This is a genomic window from Pseudomonas nitroreducens, assembly GCF_024170165.1.
GTDB classification, from domain to species: Bacteria; Pseudomonadota; Gammaproteobacteria; order Pseudomonadales; family Pseudomonadaceae; genus Pseudomonas; species Pseudomonas nitroreducens_C.
In genome coordinates, this window is the sequence record NZ_JALJXP010000014.1 from 48,325 (window position 1) to 73,757 (window position 25,433).

At 64.1% G+C, this 25,433-nt stretch carries 26 protein-coding genes and 1 other RNA gene; 20 read left to right on the top strand and 7 right to left on the bottom strand.

Translation table 11 applies throughout. The annotated features are described in order from the left end of the window. Positions 1 to 75 precede the first annotated feature (75 nt). The 3 genes from J2T47_RS24110 to zapE all read left to right on the top strand — a co-directional run bounded on the left by J2T47_RS24110 (position 76) and on the right by zapE (position 3,293). Positions 76 to 702 carry an alpha/beta hydrolase gene (locus J2T47_RS24110; RefSeq protein WP_253452560.1) on the top strand — a complete coding sequence of 209 codons (627 nt, stop codon included), beginning with the start codon at positions 76 to 78 and terminating at the stop codon, positions 700 to 702. Positions 703 to 762: 60 nt separating this feature from the next. Next, entirely contained in the window at positions 763 to 2,103 is a 1,341-nt protein-coding gene (locus tag J2T47_RS24115; protein WP_253452562.1) for a tryptophan--tRNA ligase, read from the top strand. A 95-nt stretch (positions 2,104 to 2,198) separates the two neighbouring features. Then, a complete protein-coding gene (zapE, locus tag J2T47_RS24120) occupies positions 2,199 to 3,293 on the top strand; it encodes a cell division protein ZapE (protein WP_253452564.1) in 1,095 nt (364 codons plus the stop codon). 176 nt (positions 3,294 to 3,469) lie between these two features. On the opposite strand, the gene J2T47_RS24125 is transcribed toward zapE, so the two are convergent. Both J2T47_RS24125 and J2T47_RS24130 read right to left on the bottom strand, forming a co-directional pair. Beyond that, positions 3,470 to 4,435 (bottom strand): hypothetical protein, encoded by a 966-nt coding sequence (locus J2T47_RS24125; RefSeq protein WP_253452566.1) that lies wholly within the window; start codon positions 4,433 to 4,435, stop codon positions 3,470 to 3,472. A 92-nt stretch (positions 4,436 to 4,527) separates the two neighbouring features. Next, complete coding sequence (locus J2T47_RS24130; RefSeq protein WP_253452734.1) at positions 4,528 to 5,427, bottom strand: GlxA family transcriptional regulator; 900 nt, start codon at positions 5,425 to 5,427, stop codon at positions 4,528 to 4,530. 253 nt (positions 5,428 to 5,680) lie between these two features. On the opposite strand from J2T47_RS24130, the gene J2T47_RS24135 reads away from it, so the two are divergent. Further along, positions 5,681 to 6,826 carry an acyl-CoA dehydrogenase family protein gene (locus tag J2T47_RS24135; RefSeq protein WP_253452568.1) on the top strand — a complete coding sequence of 382 codons (1,146 nt, stop codon included), beginning with the start codon at positions 5,681 to 5,683 and terminating at the stop codon, positions 6,824 to 6,826. A gap of 55 nt (positions 6,827 to 6,881) precedes the next feature. On the opposite strand, the gene J2T47_RS24140 is transcribed toward J2T47_RS24135, so the two are convergent. Continuing rightward, positions 6,882 to 7,919, bottom strand: a complete 1,038-nt coding sequence (locus tag J2T47_RS24140) for an NADP(H)-dependent aldo-keto reductase (RefSeq protein WP_253452570.1) — start codon at positions 7,917 to 7,919, stop codon at positions 6,882 to 6,884. Between the two features lie 246 nt (positions 7,920 to 8,165). Here J2T47_RS24140 and rplM point away from each other — a divergent pair, with 246 nt between their 5' ends. The 7 genes from rplM to J2T47_RS24175 all read left to right on the top strand — a co-directional run bounded on the left by rplM (position 8,166) and on the right by J2T47_RS24175 (position 12,962). Beyond that, a complete protein-coding gene (rplM, locus tag J2T47_RS24145) occupies positions 8,166 to 8,594 on the top strand; it encodes a 50S ribosomal protein L13 (protein WP_015475857.1) in 429 nt (142 codons plus the stop codon). Positions 8,595 to 8,608: 14 nt separating this feature from the next. After that, positions 8,609 to 9,001, top strand: a complete 393-nt coding sequence (rpsI, locus tag J2T47_RS24150; protein ID WP_015475858.1) for a 30S ribosomal protein S9 — start codon at positions 8,609 to 8,611, stop codon at positions 8,999 to 9,001. A gap of 250 nt (positions 9,002 to 9,251) precedes the next feature. Further along, a complete protein-coding gene (gene petA / locus J2T47_RS24155; protein ID WP_253452572.1) occupies positions 9,252 to 9,842 on the top strand; it encodes a ubiquinol-cytochrome c reductase iron-sulfur subunit in 591 nt (196 codons plus the stop codon). After that, a complete protein-coding gene (locus tag J2T47_RS24160) occupies positions 9,842 to 11,053 on the top strand; it encodes a cytochrome b (RefSeq protein ID WP_045209611.1) in 1,212 nt (403 codons plus the stop codon). Before petA ends, J2T47_RS24160 begins: the two co-directional genes overlap by 1 nt. Continuing rightward, positions 11,053 to 11,835, top strand: coding sequence for a cytochrome c1 (locus J2T47_RS24165; protein ID WP_045209612.1), 783 nt, complete (start codon positions 11,053 to 11,055; stop codon positions 11,833 to 11,835). The genes J2T47_RS24160 and J2T47_RS24165 overlap by 1 nt, the downstream gene beginning before the upstream one ends. Positions 11,836 to 11,928: 93 nt before the next feature. Further along, positions 11,929 to 12,546 carry a glutathione S-transferase N-terminal domain-containing protein gene (locus J2T47_RS24170; protein ID WP_253452574.1) on the top strand — a complete coding sequence of 206 codons (618 nt, stop codon included), beginning with the start codon at positions 11,929 to 11,931 and terminating at the stop codon, positions 12,544 to 12,546. Between the two features lie 11 nt (positions 12,547 to 12,557). Further along, positions 12,558 to 12,962 (top strand): ClpXP protease specificity-enhancing factor, encoded by a 405-nt coding sequence (locus J2T47_RS24175; protein WP_081517483.1) that lies wholly within the window; start codon positions 12,558 to 12,560, stop codon positions 12,960 to 12,962. A 49-nt stretch (positions 12,963 to 13,011) separates the two neighbouring features. Here J2T47_RS24175 and J2T47_RS24180 read toward each other — a convergent pair whose 3' ends face one another. From J2T47_RS24180 to J2T47_RS24195, 4 genes are read right to left on the bottom strand one after another with little or no spacing between them, the layout of a single operon-like run. Next, a complete protein-coding gene (locus J2T47_RS24180; RefSeq protein ID WP_253452576.1) occupies positions 13,012 to 13,590 on the bottom strand; it encodes a BON domain-containing protein in 579 nt (192 codons plus the stop codon). Beyond that, entirely contained in the window at positions 13,587 to 14,180 is a 594-nt protein-coding gene (locus J2T47_RS24185; RefSeq protein ID WP_017518113.1) for a phosphoheptose isomerase, read from the bottom strand. Before J2T47_RS24185 ends, J2T47_RS24180 begins: the two co-directional genes overlap by 4 nt. A 28-nt stretch (positions 14,181 to 14,208) precedes the next feature. Then, positions 14,209 to 14,586 carry a YraN family protein gene (locus J2T47_RS24190; protein WP_253452578.1) on the bottom strand — a complete coding sequence of 126 codons (378 nt, stop codon included), beginning with the start codon at positions 14,584 to 14,586 and terminating at the stop codon, positions 14,209 to 14,211. Further along, positions 14,583 to 16,397, bottom strand: a complete 1,815-nt coding sequence (locus tag J2T47_RS24195; RefSeq protein WP_253452580.1) for a penicillin-binding protein activator — start codon at positions 16,395 to 16,397, stop codon at positions 14,583 to 14,585. The genes J2T47_RS24190 and J2T47_RS24195 overlap by 4 nt, the downstream gene beginning before the upstream one ends. A gap of 126 nt (positions 16,398 to 16,523) precedes the next feature. On the opposite strand from J2T47_RS24195, the gene rsmI reads away from it, so the two are divergent. From rsmI to mraY, 9 genes are all read left to right on the top strand, one after another. Beyond that, complete coding sequence (gene rsmI / locus J2T47_RS24200; protein ID WP_151189485.1) at positions 16,524 to 17,372, top strand: 16S rRNA (cytidine(1402)-2'-O)-methyltransferase; 849 nt, start codon at positions 16,524 to 16,526, stop codon at positions 17,370 to 17,372. Between the two features lie 40 nt (positions 17,373 to 17,412). Further along, an RNA gene (gene rnpB / locus J2T47_RS24205) (RNase P RNA component class A) lies at positions 17,413 to 17,769 on the top strand. A 307-nt stretch (positions 17,770 to 18,076) separates the two neighbouring features. Further along, a complete protein-coding gene (mraZ, locus tag J2T47_RS24210) occupies positions 18,077 to 18,532 on the top strand; it encodes a division/cell wall cluster transcriptional repressor MraZ (protein WP_081517487.1) in 456 nt (151 codons plus the stop codon). Positions 18,533 to 18,540: 8 nt separating this feature from the next. Beyond that, positions 18,541 to 19,482: a 16S rRNA (cytosine(1402)-N(4))-methyltransferase RsmH gene (rsmH, locus tag J2T47_RS24215; RefSeq protein ID WP_253452581.1), complete on the top strand. Its 942-nt coding sequence runs from the start codon at positions 18,541 to 18,543 to the stop codon at positions 19,480 to 19,482. Continuing rightward, entirely contained in the window at positions 19,479 to 19,772 is a 294-nt protein-coding gene (gene ftsL / locus J2T47_RS24220; protein WP_045209619.1) for a cell division protein FtsL, read from the top strand. Before rsmH ends, ftsL begins: the two co-directional genes overlap by 4 nt. After that, positions 19,769 to 21,517 carry a peptidoglycan D,D-transpeptidase FtsI family protein gene (locus J2T47_RS24225; RefSeq protein ID WP_253452583.1) on the top strand — a complete coding sequence of 583 codons (1,749 nt, stop codon included), beginning with the start codon at positions 19,769 to 19,771 and terminating at the stop codon, positions 21,515 to 21,517. The genes ftsL and J2T47_RS24225 overlap by 4 nt, the downstream gene beginning before the upstream one ends. Beyond that, entirely contained in the window at positions 21,517 to 22,980 is a 1,464-nt protein-coding gene (locus J2T47_RS24230; protein ID WP_253452584.1) for a UDP-N-acetylmuramoyl-L-alanyl-D-glutamate--2,6-diaminopimelate ligase, read from the top strand. The genes J2T47_RS24225 and J2T47_RS24230 overlap by 1 nt, the downstream gene beginning before the upstream one ends. Beyond that, entirely contained in the window at positions 22,973 to 24,337 is a 1,365-nt protein-coding gene (locus J2T47_RS24235) for a UDP-N-acetylmuramoyl-tripeptide--D-alanyl-D-alanine ligase (protein ID WP_253452586.1), read from the top strand. Before J2T47_RS24230 ends, J2T47_RS24235 begins: the two co-directional genes overlap by 8 nt. Beyond that, positions 24,338 to 25,420 (top strand): phospho-N-acetylmuramoyl-pentapeptide-transferase, encoded by a 1,083-nt coding sequence (gene mraY / locus J2T47_RS24240; RefSeq protein ID WP_253452588.1) that lies wholly within the window; start codon positions 24,338 to 24,340, stop codon positions 25,418 to 25,420. Positions 25,421 to 25,433 lie beyond the last annotated feature (13 nt).

A 25,433-nucleotide genomic window follows, 5' to 3' on the forward strand; every position in this document is an offset into this window, starting at 1 on the left:
GTGGCGAATGCTTCGCCGCCTGCGCAGGTATTGAGCTAGACGAGACGACCCGCCACGGGGTCACGGAGCTGTTGTTTGACCACCCGCGAAACTCCCCTGTTCCTCGACGGCCCCGACGGCCAGCTGGAAGCCCTGCACCTCGCCACGCCAGACGCCAAGGGCGTCGCGCTGATCTGCCATCCGCATCCGCTGTTCGCCGGTACCCTGCAGAACAAGGTGGTCGCCACCCTGCAGCGCGCCGCACGGGATGCAGGATACGCCACCCTGCGTTTCAATTTTCGTGGCGTGGGTCAGAGCGCCGGCAGTTATGCCGAGGGGCGCGGCGAGATCGAAGACGTGCTGGCCGCCGCGCACTGGCTCGCCGAGCAGCATCCGGGCCTGCCGTTGACGCTGATGGGCTTCTCCTTCGGTTCCTGCGTGGTCGGCAACGCCGCCGGGCGCCTGGAAGAGCAGGGCGCAGACCTCGCGCAACTGTTCATGCTGGCGCCGCCGGTGGAGCGCTTCGATGTCGACCTGCCCGAGCGTTGCCCGCTGACGGTGATCCAGCCGGAGGCCGACGAAGTGGTCACCCCTGAGCGCGTGTACGCCTGGAGCGCCGGCCTGAGCAAGCCCCACGAACTGATCCGCATCCCCGAGTGCAGCCATTTCTTCCACGGCAAGCTGATCGAGCTCAAGGACCTGATACAGGCCCGGCTCGCCTAGGTCGGCCAGCCGCGTTACCATCCGGCCCGCCATTTCATTTGTGTTGATTCCTGGATTCCCATGACGACCCGTATCCTGACCGGCATCACCACCACCGGTACTCCGCACCTGGGCAACTACGCCGGCGCCATCCGCCCGGCCATCGTCGCCAGCCGCGATCCGCAGGCAGATTCCTTCTACTTCCTGGCCGACTACCACGCGCTGATCAAGTGCGATGACCCGGCGCGCATCCAGCGCTCGCGCCTGGAGATCGCCGCCACCTGGCTGGCCTGCGGCCTGGATGCTGACAAGGCGACCTTCTATCGCCAGTCCGATATTCCCGAAATCCCGGAACTGACCTGGCTGCTGACCTGCGTCAGCGCCAAGGGCCTGCTCAACCGCGCCCACGCCTACAAGGCCTCGGTGGACAAGAACGTCGAGGCCGGTGAAGACCCGGACGCCGGCGTCACCATGGGCCTGTACAGCTACCCGGTGCTGATGGCCGCGGACATCCTGATGTTCAACGCGCACAAGGTGCCGGTCGGCCGCGACCAGATCCAGCACGTGGAAATGGCCCGCGACATCGGCCAGCGCTTCAACCACCTGTTCGGCAATGGCAAGGAGCTGTTCACCCTGCCCGAAGTGGTGATCGAGGAAGACGTGGCGACCCTGCCGGGCCTGGACGGTCGCAAGATGTCCAAGAGCTACGACAACACCATCCCGCTGTTCGGTAGTGCCAAGCAGCTCAAGGACGCCGTCGCACGCATCGTCACTGACTCGCGAGCGCCAGGCGAGCCGAAGGACCCGGACAATTCGCACCTGTTCACCCTCTACCAGGCCTTCTCCACCCGCGAGCAGGAGGCCGCGTTCCGCGCCGAGCTGCTCGATGGCCTGGCCTGGGGCGAAGCCAAGCAGCGCCTGTTCGAGCTGCTCGACAACGAGCTGGGCGAAGCCCGCGAGCACTACCACGCGCTGATCACCCGCCCGGCCGACCTGGAGGACATCCTCCTGGCCGGCGCCGCCAAGGCCCGTCGCATCGCCACCCCGTTCCTCGGCGAGCTGCGCGAAGCCGTCGGTCTGCGCTCGTTCCGCGAGCAGGTGCAAGTGGCCAGCGAAGGCAAGAAGAAGGCCGCCAAGGCCGCGCGCTTCGTCAGCTTCCGCGAGGACGACGGCTTCCGCTTCCGCCTGCTGGATGCCGCTGGCGAGCAACTGCTGCTGTCCATCGCCTTTGCCGATGGCAAGGCTGCCGGCCAGGTGACCAAGCGCCTGCAGGCCGAGGAGCTGGACCTGCACGCCGAGCTGAACGCCTTCAGCGTGCGCCTGGATGGCGAAGCCGTGGCTTACAGCCCGGAGTTCGCCACCGACGCGGAGCGCGACGCCGCCATGCAGCGTCTGCGTGAGGCTCTCGCTCCCCAGGAGTAAGGGCTGGCAGGCCGGTTCCGACTACCGGCCAATTGCCAAGCAACGGGGGCGCCGCTAAAGTGTGCGCCCCCGTTTTCGTTGCCTTGCTACCGATCATGACGCCTCTTCAGCGCTACCAGGAAGACCTCAAACGCCCCGATTTCTTCCACGACGCCGCGCAAGCGAACGCCGTGAAGCACCTGCAACGCCTCTACGACGACCTCGTCGCGGCCGATAAAGGCAAGGGCGGCCTGTTCGGCAAGCTGCTGGGCAAGAAGTCCCATGAGCCGGTGAAGGGCCTGTATTTCTGGGGTGGCGTCGGCCGTGGCAAGACCTACCTGGTGGATACCTTCTTCGAAGCGCTGCCCTTCAAGCAGAAGATGCGCACGCACTTCCACCGCTTCATGAAGCGCGTCCACGAGGAAATGAAGACCCTCAAGGGCGAGAAGAACCCGCTGACCATCATCGGCAAGCGTTTCGCCGACGAGGCCCGGGTGATCTGCTTCGACGAATTCTTCGTCTCCGACATCACCGACGCGATGATCCTCGCGACCCTGCTGGAAGAGCTGTTCAAGAACGGCGTCAGCCTGGTGGCGACTTCCAACATCGTGCCGGACGGCCTGTACAAGGACGGCCTGCAGCGCGCCCGCTTCCTGCCGGCCATCGCCCTGGTCAAGAAGTACACCGAAGTGGTCAACGTCGACAGCGGCGTGGACTACCGCCTGCGCGCCCTGGAGCAGGCCGAGCTGTACCACTGGCCGCTGACCGAGCAGGCCGAGCAGGCCATGACCCGCGACTTCAAGGCGCTGACCCCGGAATGCGCCGCGGCCACCCGTGACGACGCACTGATGATCGAGAACCGCGAAATCCGTGCACGCATCACCTGCGATGACGTGGCCTGGTTCGAGTTCCGCGAGTTGTGCGACGGCCCGCGCAGCCAGAACGACTACATCGAACTGGCGAAGATCTTCCACGCCATCCTGATCTCCAACGTCGAGCAGATGGGCGTGGCCAAGGACGACATGGCCCGCCGCTTCATCAACCTGGTGGACGAGTTCTACGACCGCAACGTCAAGCTGATCCTCTCCGCCGAGGTCGAGCTCAAGGACCTGTACACCGGTGGCCGCCTGGAATTCGAATTCCAGCGCACCCTGAGCCGCCTGCTGGAAATGCAGTCCCACGAATACCTGAGCCGTCCGCACCGTCCCTGATGGCCGGATGAATGAAAAAGGCTGCCCGTGGGCAGCCTTTTTGTTTGGGCTCTTTGCAGGAGCGAGCTTGCTCGCGAACATTTCACCGGCAGCTCCGGTACTGGGTGGTTCGCGAGCAATAACGATGGCGTCCCCCTCGCTCCTACGAAAAGCAGATTCGGCGTGACAGGTAGCGATCAGCGCTGCGCCATCTCCTGCTGCGCCTTCTTCAGCAATTGCTGGGCATGGGCGACTTCCAGCGCCTCCATGGCGTTGATCGGCTTGATCGCCACGGCTTTCTTCAGTTGCTCCAGCGCTTTCTGCTCCTCGTCCTCGCCGTACACATAGCCCAGCGCGTTGGCGTATTCGTAATGGCCGATGGGCAGGTCGTCGGAGGCGCGGAAGGAGCGGGCGAAGTATTGCTCCATCTTGTCCGCGCTGACCCCGTAGGTCATCTTGCCCACCAGCTTGCCGACCTTGCGGATCACGCCGGCCTCATAGCCGCCGTAGAGCGCCAGGGCAAACGGCTGGTTCGGCTGCTTGGCCAGCAGGGCGTCCAGTTCCTTGGGAATCTCGCTGGTGTAGCCGCGCTTGAGCACCACTGGCACCGGCAGGTCCTCGGCCAGACGGGCCTTGGCGTAGGCGCGGCCGAACTGGGCAATGGGGTCGGCGTTGAGCAGCGGGCCGGCCTCGTCGGTGTAGCTGATGACTTCCTCCAGCAGGCGCTGCTTCTCGTCCTGGTCCGGCGCGAGGAACATGGCGTAGAGCACCTGGGCGAACATGCCTGGCACCTGTCCGCCGACGCCCAGCGCCAGGCCATCCTTCCTGGCCTGGGCGAAGTCGCCGCGGAACACCTTGCGCCACACGTCCTGCAGCTTTTCGGCGTAGACCTGCGCCTCTTCCGGCTTGCCGCTGAAGCCAGTGCCGGCGGTGACGGTCTTCTCCAGGGCATCGGGGTGCTTGGTGGCCATGGTCACCACCCAGTCCGCATCCGGGAAGGGGTAGTTGGCGCCGAAGCCGCGGGTCAGTCGCGGCCAGGCTTCACGCAGCTTGTCGCCGCTGTAGTCGAAGGCGCTCTGGTCGTAAGGGAAGGGTTTCCAGGTGTCATCCGCCACAGCGTTCAGGCTGAAGACGGCCAGCAGGGCAAGCAGAAAGCGGCGCATGGCGATATCCCGTTGGGTTCTTGTTGTCGAGTGCTGCTCCCGATCATAGGGCGGCACCCGAGTCCGTGAACCCATCCTAGGGATGGCCTGTTTCAGGCTTCCTTCTGTTCGTACTGGCGCCGGTAATGATTCGGTGAGAGCCCGGTGTGCTGTCTGAACAGGCGCGCGAAGAAGCTGGCATCGTCGTAGCCGACTTCATAGCTGATGGTCTTGATGCTCTTGCGGCTGGTGGACAGCAGGTTGCGCGCGGTCTCGATGCGCAGGCGCTGCAGGTAGTGCAGCGGCTTGTCGCCGGTGGCCGCCTGAAAGCGCCGCATGAAGTTGCGGATGCTCATGCCGTGTTCGCGGGCCACGTCCTCGAAGCGGAACTTGTCGCAGAAGTGCTCCTCCAGCCAGTGCTGGATCTGCAGGATCGCCGGGTCGTGGTGCAGCTTCTGCCCGCCGAACCCCAGGCGGCCCGGCGTGTAGGTGCGCTGTACCTCGTAGAGGATGTCGCGGGCCACGCCCTGTGCCACGGTGGCGCCGCAGAAGTGCTCGATCAGGTAGATGTACAGGTCGCGCACAGAGGTCAGGCCGCTGGCGCTGTAGATGTTGTCGGCGTCGGCGATGTGCTTGTCCTGGTTGAGCAGCACCCTGGGGTAGCGTTCGGCGAATTCGCGGAAGAAGCGCCAGTAGGTAGTCGCTTCCTTGCCGTCGAGCAGGCCGGCCTCGGCCAGCCAGAACACTCCCGAGACCTCGCCGCACAGCACGCAGCCGGCCGCATGGCGCTCGCGCAGCCAGGGCATCACCTGCGGGTAGAGGGTCAGCAGTTCGTCGAAATCGCCCCAGAAGGCCGGGAGGATGACCAGTTCCGGCTCGTCGAGGGCGCCGTGTACCGGCAGCAGGTCGCCGCTGAAGCTCATCACCGGCTGGCCGTCGGGGCTGACGATGCGGGTCTCGAAGCTGGGCTGCAGGCCGAGGCCCTGCTGGCGGCCATGACGCAGGGCGGCCATGTGGAAGAAGTCCCTGGCCTGCATCAGGGTGGAGCCGAACACGCCATGGGTGGCGAGGATGCTGACGCGGCGCAGCACGCGGGAAGCTGGGTTGGGCATCGGTTCTTGTACTTCTTATGGATGTCTTTGCATGACGCTAAAGCGGTCATGATGCGGCTGGATCGTCTTATTTTTTGGCGAAAGTGTCCAGTGCAGAGCGGTTCGTGCTTGGCCTACAGTCGGCCTTCCAATAATTCCTACAACCGATCCGCAGGTGCACCGCATGATTCCGAGAACCCTGTTCAGTTCCGACCACGAGCTGTTCCGCGACAGCGTCCGCAAGTTCCTCGAACAGGAGGCGGTGCCCTTCCACGCCCAGTGGGAGAAGGACGGTCACGTCGACCGCCAGCTGTGGAACAAGGCCGGTGAAGCCGGGATGCTCTGCTCGCACCTGCCCGAGGCCTACGGCGGCATGGCGGCGGACTTCCTCTACAGCGCCGTGGTGATCGAGGAAATCGGTCGCCTGGGCCTGACCGGCATCGGCTTCTCGCTGCATTCGGACATCGTCGCGCCCTACATCCTTCACTACGGCAGCGAAGCGCTGAAGCAGCGCTACCTGCCGAAGCTGATTTCCGGCGAGATGGTCTCGGCCATCGCCATGACCGAGCCGGGCGCCGGCTCCGACCTGCAGGGCGTGAAGACCACTGCGGTACTGGATGGCGACGAGTACGTGATCAACGGTTCGAAGACCTTCATCACCAACGGCTGGCTGGCCGACCTGGTGATCGTGGTCGCCAAGACCGACCCCAAGGCCGGCGCCAAGGGCACCAGCCTGTTCCTGGTGGAGGCGGGGACGCCGGGCTTCAGCAAGGGCAAGCGCCTGGAAAAGGTCGGCATGAAGGCCCAGGACACCTCCGAGCTGTTCTTCCAGGATGTGCGCATCCCCAAGGAAAACCTGCTGGGCAAGGACGGGCAGGGCTTCATCTACCTGATGCAGGAGCTGCCCCAGGAGCGCCTGACCGTGGCCCTCGGCGCCCTGGCTTCGGCCGAGGCCGCGCTGAAATGGACGCTGGACTACACCCGCGACCGCAAGGCTTTCGGCAAATCCGTCGCGGATTTCCAGAATACGCGCTTCAAGCTCGCGGAAATGGCCACCGAGATCCAGGTCGGCCGCGTGTTTGTTGACCGCTGCCTGGAGCAGCATCTGGAAGGCAAGCTGGATGTGCCTACGGCGGCGATGGCCAAGTACTGGACCACCGATCTGCAGTGCAAGGTGCTCGACGAGTGCGTGCAGCTGCACGGTGGCTACGGCTTCATGTGGGAGTACCCGATCGCCCGCGCCTGGGCCGACGCGCGGGTGCAGCGCATCTATGCCGGCACCAACGAGATCATGAAGGAGATCATCGCCCGCGCACTGTAAATGGCGCGGACGAAAAAGCCCGGCATTGGCCGGGCTTTTCGTTTCACGCAGGCGATCAGGGCGCCGGGTTCGGCTGGTCCTTGTGGATCGCCTCGATGCCGGCCAGCACCTCGTCGGAGAGCTGCAGGTCGAAGCTGCCGAGGTTCGCCTCCAACTGCTCGAGGCTGGTCGCACCGATGATATTGCTGGTCACGAACGGCCGGCTGGTGACGAAGGCCAGGGCCATCTGCGCCGGGTCCAGGCCGTGCTCGCGGGCCAGGTTCACGTAGCGGTCGCAGGCGCTGGCGGTCTGCGGGTTGGTGTAGCGGGTGAAGCGGCTGAACAGGGTGATCCGCGCATTGGCTGGGCGCGCGCCGCCGAAGTACTTGCCCGAGAGCATGCCGAAGGCCAGCGGCGAGTAGGCCAGCAGGCCGATCTGCTCGCGGATGGCGATTTCCGCCAGGCCCACTTCGAAGCTGCGGTTGAGCAGGTTGTAGGGGTTCTGGATCGACACGGCGCGCGGCCAGCCGCGCTCCTGGGCGATCTGCAGGAAGCGCATGGTGCCCCAGGGTGTCTCGTTGGACAGGCCGACATGGCGGATCTTGCCGGCGCGGACCTGCTCGTCGAGCGCTTCCAGGGTGTCTTCCAGTGCGGTGAAGTCTTCTTCCTTGTGCTGGTAGCCCAGCTGGCCGAAGAAATTGGTGCTGCGCTCGGGCCAGTGCAGTTGGTAGAGGTCGATCCAGTCGGTTTGCAGGCGCTTCAGGCTGCCGTCCAGTGCTGCGACGATGTTCTTGCGGTCGAGCCGGGGCTGGCCATCGCGGATATGGCTGATGGAGTTGCCTGGGCCTGCGATCTTGCTGGCGAGTACCCAGTCGGCGCGGTCACCGCGCTTCGCGAACCAGTTGCCGATGATCTGTTCGGTGCGGGTATAGGTCTCCGCGCGCGGCGGTACCGGGTACATCTCGGCGGTATCGATGAAATTCAGACCGGCGGCCTTGGCCCTCTCGATCTGGACGAAGGCTTCGCTTTCGCTGTTCTGCTCGCCCCAGGTCATGGTCCCCAGGCAGAGGGCGCTGACTTTCAGTTCGGTGCGGCCTAGCGGGCGGTACTCCATGCAGCTCTCCTCATGAAAACAAGTGCGTAAGACGGTTGAAAATTCTGCCGGAATCTGCATAATTCCGCAGCCTTTCATCGGTGGGGGATGCCAAAGCCTGCCGATCGATACATCTAGTCGTTACGGACGCACACCGACCCGAGCCCCAATTCGTGTCTGTCTTCGGCTGTCCTTGACTTGTCAAGGCAACCACTGTCCAGTAAGATTCGCCGTCTTATTTTCAGGCGGCCCCTGAGGCTATAACGAATGAAAACTTATACCGCGAAACCAGAAACTGTTAAGCGCGACTGGTTCGTCGTCGACGCTGCTGGCCTGACCCTGGGTCGTCTGGCTACCGAAATTGCTACCCGCCTGCGCGGCAAGCACAAGCCGGAATACACCCCGCACGTTGACACCGGCGACTACATCGTCGTCATCAACGCCGAGCAGGTTCGTGTCACTGGCGCCAAAGCTACCGACAAGATGTACTACCATCACTCGGGCTTCCCGGGCGGTATCAAGTCGATCAACTTCGAGAAGCTGATCGCCAAGGCTCCTGAGCGTGTTATCGAGACTGCCGTCAAAGGCATGCTGCCGAAGAACCCGCTGGGCCGCGACATGTACCGCAAGCTGAAAGTGTACAAGGGTGCCAACCACCCGCACACCGCTCAGCAGCCTCAAGAACTGAAGATTTAACGGGATAGCTCATTATGTCGGCGACTCAAAATTACGGCACTGGCCGTCGTAAGACCGCTACCGCTCGCGTCTTCCTGCGTCCGGGTACTGGCAAAATCTCCATCAACAACCGCTCCATCGAGCAGTTCTTCGGTCGTGAGACCGCTCGCATGGTTGTCCGTCAGCCGCTCGAGCTGACCGAGAACACCGAGAAGTTCGATATCTACGTTACCGTCGTTGGCGGTGGTGTAAGCGGCCAGGCCGGTGCGATCCGTCACGGTATCACCCGCGCTCTGATCGAGTACGACGAGACCCTGCGCAGCTCGCTGCGTAAAGCCGGCTACGTCACTCGCGATGCTCGCGAAGTTGAACGTAAGAAAGTCGGTCTGCGCAAAGCGCGTAAGCGTCCGCAGTACTCCAAGCGTTAATACGACGCTTCGAAAAAAAACGCCCGGTTCCTTTGGACTGGGCGTTTTTTTATGTCTTCAATAAGTTCGTGCGGCAAGGTGTCGCATCCGCGCAAGCCGCGCGGCGCAAGGGTTCCAGGGGTTGCGTAACAGGCTATTACCTTGTCATCACAAGGGCTTTTCTTTACCATTTGGCGAATTTTTTGCGCGGCTCGAATTTTTACTTAAAAGCCTGATTTGAACAGGCTTGAAGCTGATGGGAGACGACTGAATGAGTAATGACGGCGTGAATGCAGGCCGGCGTCGCTTCCTTGTCGCGGCCACTTCGGTGGTTGGTGCGGCAGGAGCGGTCGGAGCTGCGGTCCCGTTCGTGGGGTCATGGTTCCCTAGTGCCAAGGCGAAGGCTGCCGGCGCGCCGGTGAAGGTCAACGTAGGGAAGATCGAGCCGGGCCAGCAGGTCATCGCCGAATGGCGTGGCAAGCCGGTATTCCTGGTGCATCGCACCAAGGAAATGCTCGACGCGCTGCCGACCCTGGATGGGCAACTGGCTGACCCCGAGTCGAAGGCTTCGGACCAACCGCCCTATGTCGATCCCAAAGTGCGTTCGATCAAGCCGGAACTGGCCGTGATCGTCGGCATCTGCACCCACCTGGGCTGCTCGCCGACCTTCCGCCCGGAAGTCGCTCCCGCAGACCTCGGTCCGGACTGGAAAGGTGGCTACTTCTGCCCGTGCCACGGCTCCCATTACGACCTCGCCGGCCGCGTTTACAAGGGACAGCCCGCGCCCCTGAACCTGCCGATTCCGCCTTATTCGCTTGATGGTGACGAGTTGACCATCGGTGTGGACCAGGAGAAAGCCTGATGAACAAGTTCATGGCTTGGGTCGATGCCCGCTTCCCCGCGACCAAGATGTGGGAAGACCATCTGAGCAAGTACTACGCCCCGAAGAACTTCAACTTCTGGTACTTCTTCGGCTCCCTCGCACTGCTCGTCCTGGTTAACCAGATCCTCACCGGTATCTGGCTGACCATGAGCTTCACTCCGTCGGCCGAAGAAGCTTTCGCGTCCGTCGAGTACATCATGCGAGATGTAGATTACGGCTGGATTATCCGCTACATGCACTCCACCGGTGCATCGGCGTTCTTCGTGGTCGTCTACCTGCACATGTTCCGTGGCCTGCTGTACGGTTCGTACCAGAAGCCCCGCGAGCTGGTGTGGATCTTCGGCATGCTGATCTACCTCGCCCTGATGGCCGAGGCCTTCATGGGCTACCTGCTGCCCTGGGGCCAGATGTCCTACTGGGGTGCCCAGGTGATCATCTCGCTGTTCGGCGCCATCCCGGTCGTTGGCGAAGACCTGGCCCAGTGGATCCGTGGTGACTTCCTGATCTCCGGCATCACCCTGAACCGCTTCTTCGCCCTGCACGTGATCGCGCTGCCGATCGTCCTGCTCGGCCTGGTCGTGCTGCACATCCTGGCGCTGCACGAAGTCGGCTCGAACAACCCCGACGGCGTGGACATCAAGAAGAAGAAGGACGAGAACGGCATCCCGCTGGATGGCATCCCGTTCCATCCGTACTACACCGTGAAAGACATCGTCGGTGTCGTGGTCTTCCTGTTCGTCTTCTGCACCGTGATCTTCTTCTTCCCGGAAATGGGCGGTTTCTTCCTCGAGAAGCCCAACTTCGAGATGGCGAACCAGTTCAAGACCCCTGAGCACATCGCTCCGGTTTGGTACTTCACGCCGTTCTACGCCATCCTGCGCGCCGTTCCGGACAAGCTGATGGGCGTCATCGCCATGGGCGCCGCCATCGCCGTGCTGTTCGTGCTGCCGTGGCTGGACCGTAGCCCGGTTCGCTCGATCCGCTACAAGGGCTGGCTGAGCAAGATCTGGCTGGTGATCTTCGCGGTGTCCTTCGTGATCCTCGGCTACTACGGCTCGCAAGCGCCGTCGCCGCTGGGCACCACGCTGTCCCGCCTGTGCACCATTCTGTATTTCGCCTTCTTCATCCTGATGCCGTTCTACACCCGGATGGAGAAAACCAAACCGGTTCCGGAAAGGGTGACTGGCTGATGAAAAAGCAATTCGCTGCATTTGTTCTGGCTCTGCTGCCTGTCTTCGGCTTCGCCGCCGAAGGCCATGGCCCGGCCCTGGATCGTGTCGATATCGACCTGACCGACAAGGCCGCCATGCAGGATGGCGCGCGTACCTTCGCCAACTACTGCATGGGCTGCCACAGCGCCAAGTTCCAGCGTTATGAGCGTGTCGGCCGTGATCTGGGGATCCCGGAAGAGCTGATGATGAGCCACCTGGTGTTCACCGGTGCGAAGATCGGCGACCACATGGACATCGGCATGAAGCCGGCTGACGCCAAGGCATGGTTCGGCGCCGCGCCGCCGGACCTGACCCTGGTAGCCCGTGTGCGTGGTGCTGACTGGCTGTACACCTACCTGCGTTCGTTCTACGAAGATCCCAAGCGCCCGTGGGGCGTGAACAACAAGATCTTCCCGAACGTCGGCATGCCGAACGTGCTGGTGAGCCTGCAGGGCCGCCAGGTCGTCGGTTGCAAGCAGGTTCAGGTCGTCGAGGATGGCAAGAAGCAGTACGATCCGCTGACCGGTACCCCGCTGACCCACGAGGCCTGCGACCAGCTGACCATCGTGCCGAAGTCCGGGCAGCTGACCGAAGCTCAGTTCGACGAAAAGGTAAAGAACCTGGTGACCTTCCTGGCTTATTCGGCTGACCCGAACAAGCTGGACTCTCACCGCATCGGCACCTACGTCCTGCTGTTCCTGGCCTTCTTCTTCGTATTCGCCTACCTGCTCAAGCGCGAATACTGGAAGGACGTGCACTAAGCACCACCCGTCGTAGTAACAAGCGCGCGCCCTACGGGGCGCGCGTGCGTTTTTCTACCTCCCACAAGAAGATCCTGCGAGGAGGCGCGCGGCATGGCCGCAATCAACAAGCTCACCTGCTTCTCCGACCCTTCCTGCCATTACAGCCATCGCGTGCGCCTGGTGCTGGCGGAGAAGAGCGTCGTCGCCGACATCATCGACGTACCCGCCGGCAACATCCCGGCCAAACTCGCCGAAGTAAATCCCTATGGCAGCCTGCCGACCCTGGTGGATCGCGATCTCGCGCTCTACGAATCGACGGTGGTCATGGAATACCTCGACGAACGCTATCCGCATCCGCCGCTGCTGCCGGTCTACCCGGTGGCCCGCGCCAACAGCCGCCTGCTCGTGCACCGTATCCAGCGCGACTGGTGCAGCCTGGTGGACCGCATCCTGGACAAGCGCCAGAAGGAGGCCGAGCGTGCCTTGGCGCGCAAGGAATTGCGTGAGAGCCTGACGGGTGTTTCTCCGCTGTTCGCGGACAAGGCGTTCTTCCTCAGTGACGAGCTGAGCCTGGTGGATTGCTGCTTGTTGCCGATCCTCTGGCGTCTGCCGATCCTGGGCATTGAGCTGCCGCGACCGGCGAAGCCTCTGCTGGATTACATGGAGCGGAATTTTGCACGGGAAACTTTCCGTGCCAGCCTGTCCTCTATCGAACGTGATATGCGCTAAGGAGCCTGATGATGAACTCCAGTCGTCCCTACCTCGTGCGAGCCCTCTATGAGTGGATCGTCGACAACGGCTGCACGCCGCATATCCTGGTGAATTCCGAGTATCCGGGCGTACGGGTGCCGCCGGGTTATGCCAGCGACGGCCAGATCGTGCTCAATGTTTCGCCGACCGCGGTGCGCCATCTGCAGATGGACAACGAGGCGGTCAGCTTCGAAGGTCGCTTCGGTGGCGTCGCCCAGAGCCTTTATGTCCCGTCACAGGCGGTGATGGCCATCTATGCGCGGGAGAATGGCCAGGGCATGGTCTTCGACCTGGAACCGCCGGTACCCACTGATGATGAGGATCTGCCCGATGACGGCCCCTCCGACGAGCCGCCACGCCCCAGCGGCCGCCCGAGTCTGAAGGTGGTGAAGTAATAAAAAAGGCGACCCGAGGGTCGCCTTTTTCATGCCTGCAATCGGGTGATCAGTCGATGTACTCGAACAGGCGGACGATCTTCTGTACGCCGTCCACGCTCTGCACCACCTGGGTGGCCAGGTCGCCTTCCTTGCGGGTCACCAGGCCCAGCATGTAGACGATGCCGTTCTCGGTCAGGACCTTGATGCGGGTCGACGGCACGTTCGCGTCAGCGAGCATCTGGCTCTTGATCTTGGTGGTCAGCCAGGTGTCGTTGCTGCGGGCGGCCAGGGAGGAGGGCTGCAGGATCTGCAGCTCGTTGTGCACGGTCTTGACCTTCTGCACTTCCTTGGCGGCCTGTTCGGCCTTGTTCTTCAGGTCGGCGCGGGGCGTCTGGCCGGCCAGCAGCACCACGCCGTTGTAGCTGATCACCACGACGTGGGAATTGCGGTCGAGGTCCGCATCGGCCTTGGCGACGTTCACCGCCACCTTGGTTTCGATCAGCGAGTCGTCGATCTTGCTGCCAAGGGTGCGAGTGCCCTTGTCATCGTCGATCGGCTTGTCGCGGGTGGCGCTGACGAAGCTGCTGCAGCCACCCAGTGCCATGGTCACGGCCAGTGCGGCTGCGATCAGAGGGGTACGGGTCATTCTTCACTCCCGAACAGTTGACGGTCGATTAGGTCGCACAGGCAATGGATGACCAGCAGGTGGACTTCCTGGATGCGTGCGGTGACCTTGGCCGGAACGCGGATTTCCACGTCTTCGGGCAGCAGCAACGATGCCATGTTGCCGCCGTCGCGGCCGGTCAGAGCTACGACAACCATTTCGCGATCATGTGCGGCCTGAATCGCCTGAATGACGTTCGCCGAGTTGCCGCTGGTGGAAATCGCCAGCAGTACATCGCCGGGCTGACCCAGTGCGCGGATCTGCTTGGAGAACACTTCGTTGTAGCTGTAGTCGTTGGCGATGGAGGTGATGGTGGAGCTGTCGGTAGTCAGGGCGACCGCCGGCAGGCTCGGGCGCTCGCGCTCGAAGCGGTTCAGCAGTTCGGAGGAGAAGTGCTGCGCGTCGCCGGCGGAGCCGCCGTTGCCGCAGGAGAGAATCTTGCCCTCGTTCAGCAGGGCATTGACCATGACCATGCTGGCCTGCTCGATATGCGGGATGAGCACCTCGGTAGCCTGTTGCTTGGTCTCGATGCTGGCATGGAAGAGCTGGCGGATACGGGATTGCATGTCCATCAGGTGTGACCTTTCGTCGGGCGTCTGATCAGGTGTCAAAAGCGTTGGGAATCCAGTTCAAGTGCCCTGCGGAGCCTGGGGCGCACGCGTCGATGGCGACGATGTCGAACCGGCAGGGGTGACTGCTCCAGCGGGCGTTCTGTTGCAGGAAGAGTTCGGCGGAGATGGCCAGGCGCTGTCGCTTGCGCCAGTCCACGCTTTCCAGCGCTCCTCCCCAGGCCGAATGCCGGCGGGAGCGAACTTCGACGAATACTACTGTATCGCCGTCCAGCATGACCAGATCAAGCTCGCCTCGGCGGCATGTCCAGTTCTGCGCCAGGAGGCGCAATCCATGCTGTTCCAGGTGAGCCAGGGCGGCGGCTTCGGCCTGCCGCCCGGCTTTCTGGGTGGGGCTGTTGCCGATCAAATACCGCTGTTCTCCAGCGGCTGGACCTGGCCATTCTTGAACTCGGCCCAGGGCAGGCGGCGCTCGACGCGCTGGCTGGCACTGACGCTGAGGGTGCCGGTCAGGCCGTCTACCTGCATGCTCGGCACGGCCTTGAGTTCCGGCAGACGCGGGGCCAACTGGTAGGCGTCGGCGCCCATGGCGTACAGGCGGCCGAGGCTGCCGTTGGCGGCCGGCCATTGCGCGGCGACCTGCTGGCGCAGGGCGTTGTTCGGGTTCAGCAGCCACGGGGTCTCGCAGAAGCGGATGCCGTTCAGGTCCTGGTCCTGCGCCGGGTTGTTCACTCCGGTGTACAGGTTGGAGGTGGCGTAGACCGGCAGGTCGCCGGCGTACTGGAAGGCCAGGGTCGGCTTGATCTGGCGGGCCTGCTGCGGGGTGGCGGCGAGGAAGATGAAATCGATGTCCTGACGGCGCGACGGCTGGGTATCGACGCTGCTGTCGAGCACGCCCTGCAGGCGCTTGGCGCGGCCTTCGCTCTGGCGCAGTTGCAGCAGGTCGGCGATCTGTCGGGCCAGTTCCACCGGCTGGTCGACGTGCTCGGCGGCGATCAGGGTGCCACCGGCGGCCTGCCAGTTGCGGCTGAACGAGGCGAGCACGCGGTCGCCCCACTCGCCGCGCGGCACCAGGGCCACGGCGCGACGCATACCGTCATTCCAGGCGCGGTTGGCGACTTCGCGGGCTTCGTCCTCGGCGGACAGGCCGAACTGGAACAGCTGGGCCGGGCCTTCCTGGTTGCCGTCGGCGTAGTTCAGGGCCAGGGTGGTGATCGGCAGTTGCGGCTGGCTGCTCATCTGCTTGACCAGATTCTTCTCCAGCGGGCCTACGACCAGCTGTACGCCGTCGGCCTGGGCCTGGCGGTAGAACTCGTCCAGCGAGCGCACCTGGGTGCTGTCGTAGAGCTTGATGTCCGGCTGTGCCTGACCGCCCTGCTGGGCCTGGAAGTGAGCGGCGAGGAAGCCGTCCTGCAGGGCGCGGGCAACGGAGGCGAGCTGGCCCTGCTGTGGTAGCAGCAGGCCGATCTTGTTCAGCGGCTGGGCGGCCAGGGACTTCAGTTTGGTCAGGGCGTCCGGCAGTTGCTTGGCGGCCGGGTGATCCGGGTTCTGCGCGACCCAGTTGTCGATGTTCGACTGCTGTTCCTTCAGGGTCGAGGACGATTTGGTGATGCGTGCCAGCTCCAGCCAGCCGTTCAGGTCGCCTTCGTTGCTGCTGGCCTGCATCTGTTCGAGCGGCAGACTGGAGACCAGCTTCCAGATTTCTTCGTGGTTGGCCTTGCTGGCCTCGGCGTTGAGCAGCGGGTCGATGAATACGCGCTCGCGGGCGGCGCTGAGGGTCTGGCCGTCGGCGGCCAGGGCCAGGGATTTGACCATGCCGGCGCGGGCCTGCAGGTCCACCGGCATCTCGCCCAGGCGCTGGAAGCTGGGGTTGTCGAAGGCCTTCAGGGCGGCCTTGGTCTTGTTGCGGGCCAGTTCGAGCTGGGCGCGCAGGGTGCTGGCAAAGACCTGCTGGGCAGGCTTCAGGCTGTCCATCGGGATCTGGTCGAGGATCTGCGTGGAGCGGCCGAGATCCTTCTGCTTGTACGCCAGATCGGCTGCGGACAAGCGCAGGACGGCGGCTTCGTCCGGCTTGGCGGTGGAGGCCTGCTGCAGCAGCTGTTCGATGCTGGCGTCCGGGGTGCGCGGCAGTTCGCCGAGATTGGACGACGGGGAGGACGCACAGGCGGCGAGCAGGCCGGCCAGGAACAGAGCGGATAGCGGACGCAGGCGAGCGATCATATCGGGCTTCTCGTGACGCATTCAAAGAGCTGCCGATTGTACCCAAGCGGCGAGGGTGACGCGATGGCGGCTGCCGGAATCGGGATACAATGCGGCTTTTTCAGATACTTCCGGCGAGGTTAGCGCGTGACCCTTGGCACTCTCTATGTGGTGGCCACTCCCATTGGCAACCTGGACGACATCAGCGCCCGGGCGCTGAAGGTGCTGGCCGACGTGGCTCTGATCGCGGCCGAAGATACCCGTCACTCGGTGCGTCTGCTCCAGCACTTCGGTATCCAGACGCCGTTGGCGGCCTGTCATGAGCACAACGAGCGCGAGCAGGGCGGTCGCTTCCTCACCAAGCTGCAGGCCGGTGAGGACGTCGCGCTGATCTCCGACGCGGGCACGCCGCTGATCTCCGATCCGGGCTACCACCTGGTGCGCCAGGCGCGCGCCGCGGGCATCGCCGTGGTGCCGGTGCCTGGGGCTTGCGCGCTGATTGCTGCACTGTCCGCCGCCGGCCTGCCGTCGGATCGTTTCGTCTTCGAGGGTTTCCTGCCGGCGAAGGTTGCCGGTCGTCGCGGACGCCTCGAAGCGCTGGTGGACGAGCCGCGGACCCTGATCTTCTACGAGGCGCCGCACCGGGTGCTGGAGTGCATCGAGGACATGGCGGCGATCTTTGGCGACGAACGGCCGGCGCTGCTGGCGCGGGAGCTGACCAAGACCTTCGAAACCCTGAAAGGGCTGCCGCTGGGCGAGTTGCGCGAATTCGTGGCGTCCGACAGCAACCAGCAGCGCGGCGAATGCGTGCTGCTGGTGGCCGGTAAGCCGGCACCCGAAGGCGATGAGGCGGTGGATGCGCAGACCCTGCGGGTGCTCGATCTGCTGCTGGCGGAACTGCCGGTCAAGCGCGCTGCGGCGCTCGCTGCGGAGATCACCGGGGCACGCAAGAACCAGCTTTATCAGCTCGCGCTGGAGCGTCAGGGCAAGGCTTGAGCTTGTCCTGAGCGCCGGCAGCCGCTAATCTTGCGGACTGAGAGTCGATTGGACAGTCGCTGTTCCGTGGTGTTCCACCACGGGGTGGAGGAAAGTCCGGGCTCCACAGGGCAGAGTGCCAGGTAACGCCTGGGAGGCGCGAGTCTACGGAAAGTGCCACAGAAAATAACCGCCTAAGCGCGCAAGCGCCGGTAAGGGTGAAAAGGTGCGGTAAGAGCGCACCGCACGGCTGGCAACAGTTCGTGGCTAGGTAAACCCCACTCGGAGCAAGATCAAATAGGAACCCATTGGCGCGGCCCGCGTTGGGTTCGGGTAGATCGCTTGAGGCATGCAGTGATGTATGTCCCAGAGGAATGGCTGTCCTCGACAGAACCCGGCTTACAGATCGACTCTCAGCACTTTTCCTCCACTTCTTCCCACATGACCATTTGTCGCTGACCGGAAGAAGTTACAAACTTAAGAAATCACTTTAAGTGTGAAAGCCCAGTGTTTTGAAAACACTGGGCTTTTCTCTTTTCTGACGCGTCAAATTCCCTCCCCGAACATCGCAAAAGTACGCTAAATCTCGGTCCTGTAAGGATTTTTCCCCTCCGGCTCGCCTTGACGGTGGGGATCGCGGATTTCTATAGTGTGCGGAAGTGGTACGAAGTGGGTAAAAGTGGGATTAACAGGCATGGATAGCCAACCACAGGGGAAGCGCTGACGTGTTTCGCGGAGCTAACGCCATCAGTCTCGACGCCAAAGGGCGCCTCGCGATGCCGAGTCGGTATCGTGACGAGCTCGTTTCGCGTTGCAATGGCCAGCTCATCGTCACCATCGATGCCGTCGACACCTGTCTCACCGTATACCCCCTCCCTGAATGGGAACTCATCGAAGCCAAGCTGCGCGAGCTGCCCTCGCTGCGTGAAGAAACGCGGCGCCTGCAGCGTTTGCTGATTGGTAATGCCGTTGACCTGGAGCTGGATGGCGCCGGGCGTTTTCTCATTCCGCCGCGCCTGCGCGAGTACGCCGGTCTGGACAAGAAGGCGATGCTGGTCGGCCAGCTGAACAAGTTCCAGTTGTGGGACGAAGACAAATGGAATGCGGTTGCCGAGGCCGATCTCGCAGCCATCAAAGAACCCGGCGGCCTGCCGGATGAATTGCGCGACCTTATTCTGTGAGCCTGCCTGTGACCAGTACCTTCCAACACATCACCGTTCTGCTCGAGGAGGCCGTCGAAGCGCTGGCCCCCCTGGAGGGCGGCCGCTATGTGGACGGGACCTTCGGCAGGGGAGGGCACAGCCGGGCCTTGCTCGGCAAGCTCGGCCCGGGCGGTCAATTGCTCGGGTTCGACAAGGATCCCCAGGCGATTGCGACGGGAAAAACACTGGCGGCCGAAGACGGCCGCTTCGTCATTGTGCAAAGGTCCTTCGCCGAGATGGCGGAAGAGTTCTCCGCGCGTGGCCTGCAGGGCGCTGTGAATGGGGTTCTGCTGGACCTGGGTGTGTCCTCGCCGCAGCTGGATGACCCCGAGCGTGGCTTCAGCTTCCTCAACGACGGCCCGCTGGACATGCGCATGAACCCGGATCAGGGCGTCAGCGCTGCGCAGTGGATCGCCACTGCCGCGGAAGACGAGATCGCCCGCGTGTTCAAGGATTACGGCGAAGAGCGCTTCGCCAAGCGCATGGCGCGCGCCATCGTGCAGCGTCGTGCGGAAGCGCCGTTCGAGCGCACCGCCGATCTGGCAGCCGTGATCACCGAGGCCAACCCGGCCTGGGAGAAGGGCAAGAACCCGGCTACCCGTGCCTTCCAGGGTTTGCGCATCTTCATCAATAACGAACTGGGTGATCTGGAACGTGGCCTCGAAGCTGCACTGGAAGGCCTGGCCGTGGGTGGTCGCCTGGTGGTGATCAGCTTCCACTCGCTGGAAGACCGCATCGTCAAGCAGTTCATGCGTAAGCAGGTGAAGGGCGAGGCGGATAACCTGCCGCGCAACCTGCCGATTCAGGTCAAACCCTTTGACCCGCGCATGAAGCTGATCGGCAAGCCGGTCTACGCCTCCGAGGCTGAGCTCAAGGCCAACCCGCGCTCGCGCAGCGCGGTCATGCGCATCGCGGAGAAGCTCAGATGAGCCGGCTCTTCTCCAAGCGCCTGCCGACCGGCAGCTTCTTCATGCTGCTGCTGTTCATCGGCGTGCTGCTGTCGGCCATCTCCGTTTCCTACAGTGCGTACTGGAATCGCCAACTGCTCAACTCGCTGTACACCGAGCTCAACATTCGCGACAAGGCGCAGGCCGAGTACGGCCGACTGATCCTCGAGCAAAGTACCTGGACGGCCCATAGCCGTATCGAAGGCCTGGCGACTGACCAGTTGAAGATGCGCGTGCCCGATCCGACCGAAATCATCATGGTGGCGCCATGAGAGACCTGGCCGGCGCTCGCTATCCCTGGCGCTTCCGCGTCGTCATTGCCCTGTTGCTGGCGATGGTGGCGGCGATCGTCTGGCGGATCGTCGACCTGCACGTCATCGACCACGACTTCCTCAAGGGCCAGGGGGATGCACGCAGCGTGCGGCACATCACCATTCCTGCGCACCGTGGCCTGATCACTGATCGCAACGGCGAGCCTCTGGCGGTCAGTACACCGGTCGCTACCCTCTGGGCCAACCCCAAGGAACTGGTGCTCGAACGTGAAAAGTGGGGCTTCCTCGCCGACGCTCTCGGCCAGCCTCAGGCGGCGCTGGCCGAGCGCCTGGACGCGAACGCCGACAAGGAATTCATCTATCTGGTTCGTGGTCTGACGCCGGAGCAGGGCGAGGCCGTGATGGCCCAGGTGAAGACCCATCGCATCCCCGGTGTCTATTCGGTCGAGGAGTTCCGCCGCTTCTACCCGTCCGGCGAAGTCGCCGCGCAGGTGGTGGGCTTCACCGACGTCGACGACCGCGGCCGTGAAGGCGTGGAACTGGCCTTCGACAGCTGGCTGGCCGGCGTGCCGGGCAAGCGTCAGGTGCTCAAGGATCGTCGTGGTCACCTGATCCGCGACGTGCAGGTCACCCGCAACGCCAAGGCCGGCAAGACCCTGGCCTTGTCCATCGACCTGCGCCTGCAGTACCTCGCCAACCGCGAGCTGCGCAACGCGCTGGTGGAGAACGGTGCCAAGGCGGGAAGCCTGGTGATCCTCGATGTGAAGAGCGGCGAAGTGCTGGCCATGGCCAACCAGCCGACCTACAACCCGAACAACCGTCGCAACCTGCAGCCGGCAATGATGCGCAACCGCGCCATGATCGACGTGTTCGAGCCGGGCTCGACCATGAAGCCGTTCTCCATGAGCGCAGCCCTGGAAACCGGCCGCTGGAAGCCCTCCGACAAGGTCGAGGTGTATCCCGGCACCCTGCAGATCGGTCGCTACACCATTCGCGACGTATCCCGCACCGAAGGTCCGGTACTGGACCTGACCGGCATCCTGATTCGTTCCAGTAACGTCGGCATGAGCAAGGTCGCCTTCGATATCGGCGGCGAAGCCATCTACAACGTGATGCAGAAGGTCGGCCTCGGCCAGGACACCGGCCTGGGCTTCCCCGGCGAGCGCGTCGGCAACCTGCCGAACTACCGGGAATGGCGCAAGGCCGAAACGGCGACGCTGTCCTACGGCTACGGTCTCTCGGTCACCGCGATCCAGCTGGCCCACGCCTACGCGGCGCTGGCCAACAACGGTCGCAGTGTGCCGCTGACCATGGTCCGCGCCGATCGCCCGGCCGATGCCGTGCAGGTCATTCCCGAAACGGTCGCCAAGACCATGCAGGGCATGCTGCAACAAGTGATCGAAGCGCCGAACGGTGTGTACCGCGCCCAGGTGCCGGGTTACCACGTGGCTGGCAAGTCCGGCACCGCGCGCAAGACCGCCACCGGCACCAAGGGCTACGCCGAGAACTCCTACCGCTCCCTGTTCGCCGGCTTCGCGCCGATGAGCAACCCCCGCTACGTCGCCGTGGTGGTCATCGATGAACCCAGCAAGGCCGGCTACTTCGGTGGCCTGGTTTCCGCGCCGGTGTTCAGCAAGGTGATGTCCGGCACGCTGCGCCTGATGAACGTGCCGCCGGACAACCTGCCGGCGACCCCGCAGCAACAAGCTGATGCTGCGCCCGCTGCCAAAGGAGGGCGTGGCTGATGCCGATGAGCCTGAATCAACTGTTGCCGCAGGCTGAAAGCGGCGAACTGATCCGTGAGCTGACCCTGGACAGTCGCACCGTCAAGCCGGGCGACCTGTTCCTGGCGGTACCGGGCGGTCGCCAGGACGGCCGCGGGCATATCGCTGCCGCGCTGACCCAGGGTGCTGCCGCCGTTGCCTATGAAGCAGAAGGCGCAGTCGACCTGCCGCCCAGCGATGTGCCGATGATCGCCATCAAGGGGCTCGCCAAGCAGCTGTCCGCCATTGCCGGGCGCTTCTATGGCGAGCCGAGCCGTGGCGTCGAACTGGTCGGCGTCACCGGCACCAACGGCAAGACCAGCGTCAGCCAACTGGTGGCCCAGGCCCTGGACCTGCTCGGCGAGCGCTGCGGCATCGTCGGCACCCTCGGCACCGGTTTCTATGGCGCACTGGAGAGCGGTCGCCACACCACGCCTGACCCGCTGGCCGTGCAGGCGACCCTGGCGCGCCTGAAGCAGGCCGGCGCCAAGGCCGTGGCCATGGAAGTGTCCTCCCATGGCCTGGAGCAGGGCCGGGTTGCGGCGCTGGGCTTCGACGTGGCGGTGTTCACCAACCTGTCCCGCGACCACCTGGACTACCACGGCTCGATGGAAGCTTACGGTGCCGCCAAGGCCAAGCTGTTCGCCTGGCAGGGCCTGCGTTGCCGGGTGATCAACCTGGACGACGACTTCGGTCGCCAGCTGGCCGCCGAGTCTCACGAATCCCGCCTGATGGGTTACAGCCTGAGCGACCCGTCGGCCTACCTCTATTGCCGTTCCGCCACCTTCAGCGATGCCGGCGTGCAAGCGCAGATCGTCACGCCGCAAGGCGAAGGCCTGTTGCGCAGCTCGCTGCTGGGCAAGTTCAACCTGAGCAACCTGCTGGCCGTGGTCGGCGCGCTGCTGGGCCTGGACTACCCGCTGGGCGACGTGCTCAAGGTGCTGCCGCAGCTGGAAGGCCCGATCGGCCGCATGCAGCGCCTGGGCGGCGGCGACAAGCCGCTGGTGGTCGTGGACTACGCCCACACCCCGGATGCGCTGGAGAAAGTCCTGCTGGCCCTGCGCCCCCATGTACATGGCCAACTGCTCTGCCTGTTCGGCTGCGGTGGCGACCGCGACAGCGGCAAGCGCCCGATCATGGCGCAGATCGCCGAGCAGCATGCCGACCGCGTGCTGGTCACCGACGACAACCCGCGCACCGAGAAGAGCGAGGCGATCATCGCCGATATCCGTGCCGGTTTCGCCAAGCCCGAAACAGTCGAGTTCGTCCCCGGTCGTGGCGAGGCCATCGCCCGTCTGATCGCCTCTGCCGGCGTCGATGACGTCGTCGTGCTGGCGGGCAAAGGCCATGAGGATTACCAGGAGATCGACGGCGTTCGCCACCCGTTCTCCGATCTGGAACAAGCCGCCAAGGCGCTGGCTGCCTGGGAGGTGAAGCGTGCTTAAGCCCCTTTCGCTCAACGAAGTCGCGGGTGCGCTGCAGGGGCGTGTGGTTGGCGCTGACGCCAGCTTCGACGCCGTGAGCACCGACAGCCGCGCCATCGTGCCCGGCCAGCTGTTCATCGCCCTGACCGGTCCGCGCTTCGACGGCCACGACTACCTGGCCGATGTCGCTGCCAAGGGCGCGGTTGCCGCCCTGGTGGAGCGTGAAGTCGCCGGTGCGCCGCTGCCGCAACTGGTCGTGGCGGACACCCGTATCGCGCTGGGCCAGCTCGGTGCGCTGAACCGCGCCGCCTTCGGCGGCCGTGTCGCCGCCGTGACCGGTTCCAGCGGCAAGACCACCGTGAAGGAGATGCTCGCCAGCATCCTGCGGACCCAGGGCGAAGTCCTGGCGACCCGCGGCAACCTGAACAACGACCTTGGCGCGCCGCTGACCCTCCTGCAGCTGGCTCCCGAGCACAAGAGCGCGGTCATCGAACTGGGCGCCAACCGTGTCGGCGAGATCGCCTACACCGTCGCGCTGACCCGCCCGCAGGTCGCCATCATCACCAACGCCGGTACCGCCCACGTAGGTGAGTTCGGCGGGCAGGACAAGATCGTCCTGGCCAAGGGCGAGATTCTCGAAGGACTGGCCGCCGACGGCGTGGCCATCCTCAACCGTGACGACAAGGCCTTCGACACCTGGCAGGCCCGCGCCGCCGGTCGCCGCATCTCCAGCTTCGGCCTGCACGATGCCCGCGCCGATTTCCGCGCCAGCGACGTCAGGCGTGATGCCCGTGGTTGCCCGGGCTTCACGCTGCAAGGCCCGGCTGGCGAGGCTGCCATCCAGCTGAATCTGCTGGGTGAGCACAACGTCACGAACGCACTGGCTGCCGCCGCCGCCGCTCATGCCCTGGGCGTGCCGCTGGTCGGGATCGTTTCCGGCCTGCAGAACCTGCAGCCGGTCAAGGGTCGCGCCGTAGCCCAGCTGGCGACGAATGGCATGCGCGTGATCGACGACAGCTACAACGCCAACCCGGCTTCAATCTGCGCGGCGATTGATATACTCGCCGGCTTTTCCGGCCGGACCGTCCTGGTCCTCGGGGACATGGGCGAGCTGGGTGCCTGGGCGGAATCTTCCCACCGCGAAGTGGGAACCTACGCCATTGGCAAAGTCACCGCGCTCTATGCCGTCGGACCGTTGATGAGCCACGCCGTGCAGGCGTTCGGTTCCGCGGGCCGGCACTTCGCCGATCAGGCCAGCCTGATCAGCGCCCTGGCCGACGAAGCATCGACCACCACCATTCTGATCAAGGGTTCCCGTAGCGCGGCGATGGACAAGGTCGTCGCGGCGTTGTGCGGTTCCTCCGAGGAGAGTCACTAAATGCTGCTGCTGCTCGCCGAGTACCTGCAACAGTTCTACAAGGGCTTCGGCGTCTTCCAGTACCTGACCCTGCGCGGCATCCTGAGCGTGCTGACCGCACTCGCCCTGTCGCTCTGGCTGGGGCCGTGGATGATCCGCACCCTGCAGATCCGCCAGATCGGCCAGTCCGTGCGCAACGACGGCCCGCAATCGCACCTGTCCAAGAAAGGTACGCCGACCATGGGCGGCGCGCTGATCCTCACTGCCATCGCCATCAGCACCCTGCTCTGGTCCGACTGGTCGAACCGCTACGTCTGGGTCGTGCTGGCCGTGACCCTGCTGTTCGGTGCCATTGGCTGGGTGGATGACTACCGCAAGGTGATCGAGAAGAACTCCCGCGGCCTGCCGAGCCGCTGGAAGTATTTCTGGCAGTCGGTGTTCGGTCTGGGTGCGGCGATCTTCCTCTTCATGACTGCCGAGACGCCGGTCGAGACCACCCTGATCGTGCCGATGCTGAAGAACGTCGAGATCCCGCTGGGCATCGGCTTCGTGGTGCTGACCTACTTCGTGATCGTCGGCTCCAGCAACGCGGTGAACCTGACCGACGGCCTCGACGGCCTGGCGATCATGCCCACGGTGATGGTCGGCGGAGCGCTGGGGATCTTCTGCTACCTGTCGGGCAACATCAAATTCGCCGAATACCTGTTCATCCCGAGCGTTCCGGGCGCGGGCGAGCTGATCATCTTCTGTGGCGCGATCGTCGGTGCGGGGCTGGGCTTCCTCTGGTTCAACACCTACCCGGCGCAGGTCTTCATGGGTGACGTCGGCGCGCTGGCGCTGGGCGCCGCGCTGGGCACCATCGCCGTGATCGTCCGCCAGGAGATCGTGCTGTTCATCATGGGCGGCGTGTTCGTCATGGAAACCCTGTCGGTGGTGATCCAGGTCGCCTCCTTCAAGCTGACCGGCAAGCGGGTGTTCCGCATGGCGCCGATCCACCACCACTTCGAACTCAAAGGCTGGCCGGAGCCGCGCGTGATCGTGCGCTTCTGGATCATCACGGTGATTCTCGTGCTGATCGGCCTGGCCACGTTGAAACTGCGTTGAGGACTGATCGAGC

Bases quoted from the DNA above. Each gene is read 5' to 3' on its own strand.
- J2T47_RS24115 (WP_253452562.1), top strand. From the start codon at position 763: ATGACGACCCGTATCCTGACCGGCATCACCACCACCGGTACTCCGCAC.
- zapE (WP_253452564.1), top strand. From the start codon at position 2,199: ATGACGCCTCTTCAGCGCTACCAGGAAGACCTCAAACGCCCCGATTTC.
- J2T47_RS24125 (WP_253452566.1), bottom strand. From the start codon at position 4,435: ATGCGCCGCTTTCTGCTTGCCCTGCTGGCCGTCTTCAGCCTGAACGCT.
- J2T47_RS24130 (WP_253452734.1), bottom strand. From the start codon at position 5,427: ATGGCCGCCCTGCGTCATGGCCGCCAGCAGGGCCTCGGCCTGCAGCCC.
- J2T47_RS24140 (WP_253452570.1), bottom strand. From the start codon at position 7,919: ATGGAGTACCGCCCGCTAGGCCGCACCGAACTGAAAGTCAGCGCCCTC.
- rplM (WP_015475857.1), top strand. From the start codon at position 8,166: ATGAAAACTTATACCGCGAAACCAGAAACTGTTAAGCGCGACTGGTTC.
- rpsI (WP_015475858.1), top strand. From the start codon at position 8,609: ATGTCGGCGACTCAAAATTACGGCACTGGCCGTCGTAAGACCGCTACC.
- petA (WP_253452572.1), top strand. From the start codon at position 9,252: ATGAGTAATGACGGCGTGAATGCAGGCCGGCGTCGCTTCCTTGTCGCG.
- J2T47_RS24160 (WP_045209611.1), top strand. From the start codon at position 9,842: ATGAACAAGTTCATGGCTTGGGTCGATGCCCGCTTCCCCGCGACCAAG.
- J2T47_RS24165 (WP_045209612.1), top strand. From the start codon at position 11,053: ATGAAAAAGCAATTCGCTGCATTTGTTCTGGCTCTGCTGCCTGTCTTC.
- J2T47_RS24170 (WP_253452574.1), top strand. From the start codon at position 11,929: ATGGCCGCAATCAACAAGCTCACCTGCTTCTCCGACCCTTCCTGCCAT.
- J2T47_RS24175 (WP_081517483.1), top strand. From the start codon at position 12,558: ATGAACTCCAGTCGTCCCTACCTCGTGCGAGCCCTCTATGAGTGGATC.
- J2T47_RS24180 (WP_253452576.1), bottom strand. From the start codon at position 13,590: ATGACCCGTACCCCTCTGATCGCAGCCGCACTGGCCGTGACCATGGCA.
- J2T47_RS24185 (WP_017518113.1), bottom strand. From the start codon at position 14,180: ATGGACATGCAATCCCGTATCCGCCAGCTCTTCCATGCCAGCATCGAG.
- J2T47_RS24195 (WP_253452580.1), bottom strand. From the start codon at position 16,397: ATGATCGCTCGCCTGCGTCCGCTATCCGCTCTGTTCCTGGCCGGCCTG.
- ftsL (WP_045209619.1), top strand. From the start codon at position 19,479: ATGAGCCGGCTCTTCTCCAAGCGCCTGCCGACCGGCAGCTTCTTCATG.
- J2T47_RS24225 (WP_253452583.1), top strand. From the start codon at position 19,769: ATGAGAGACCTGGCCGGCGCTCGCTATCCCTGGCGCTTCCGCGTCGTC.
- J2T47_RS24230 (WP_253452584.1), top strand. From the start codon at position 21,517: ATGCCGATGAGCCTGAATCAACTGTTGCCGCAGGCTGAAAGCGGCGAA.
- mraY (WP_253452588.1), top strand. From the start codon at position 24,338: ATGCTGCTGCTGCTCGCCGAGTACCTGCAACAGTTCTACAAGGGCTTC.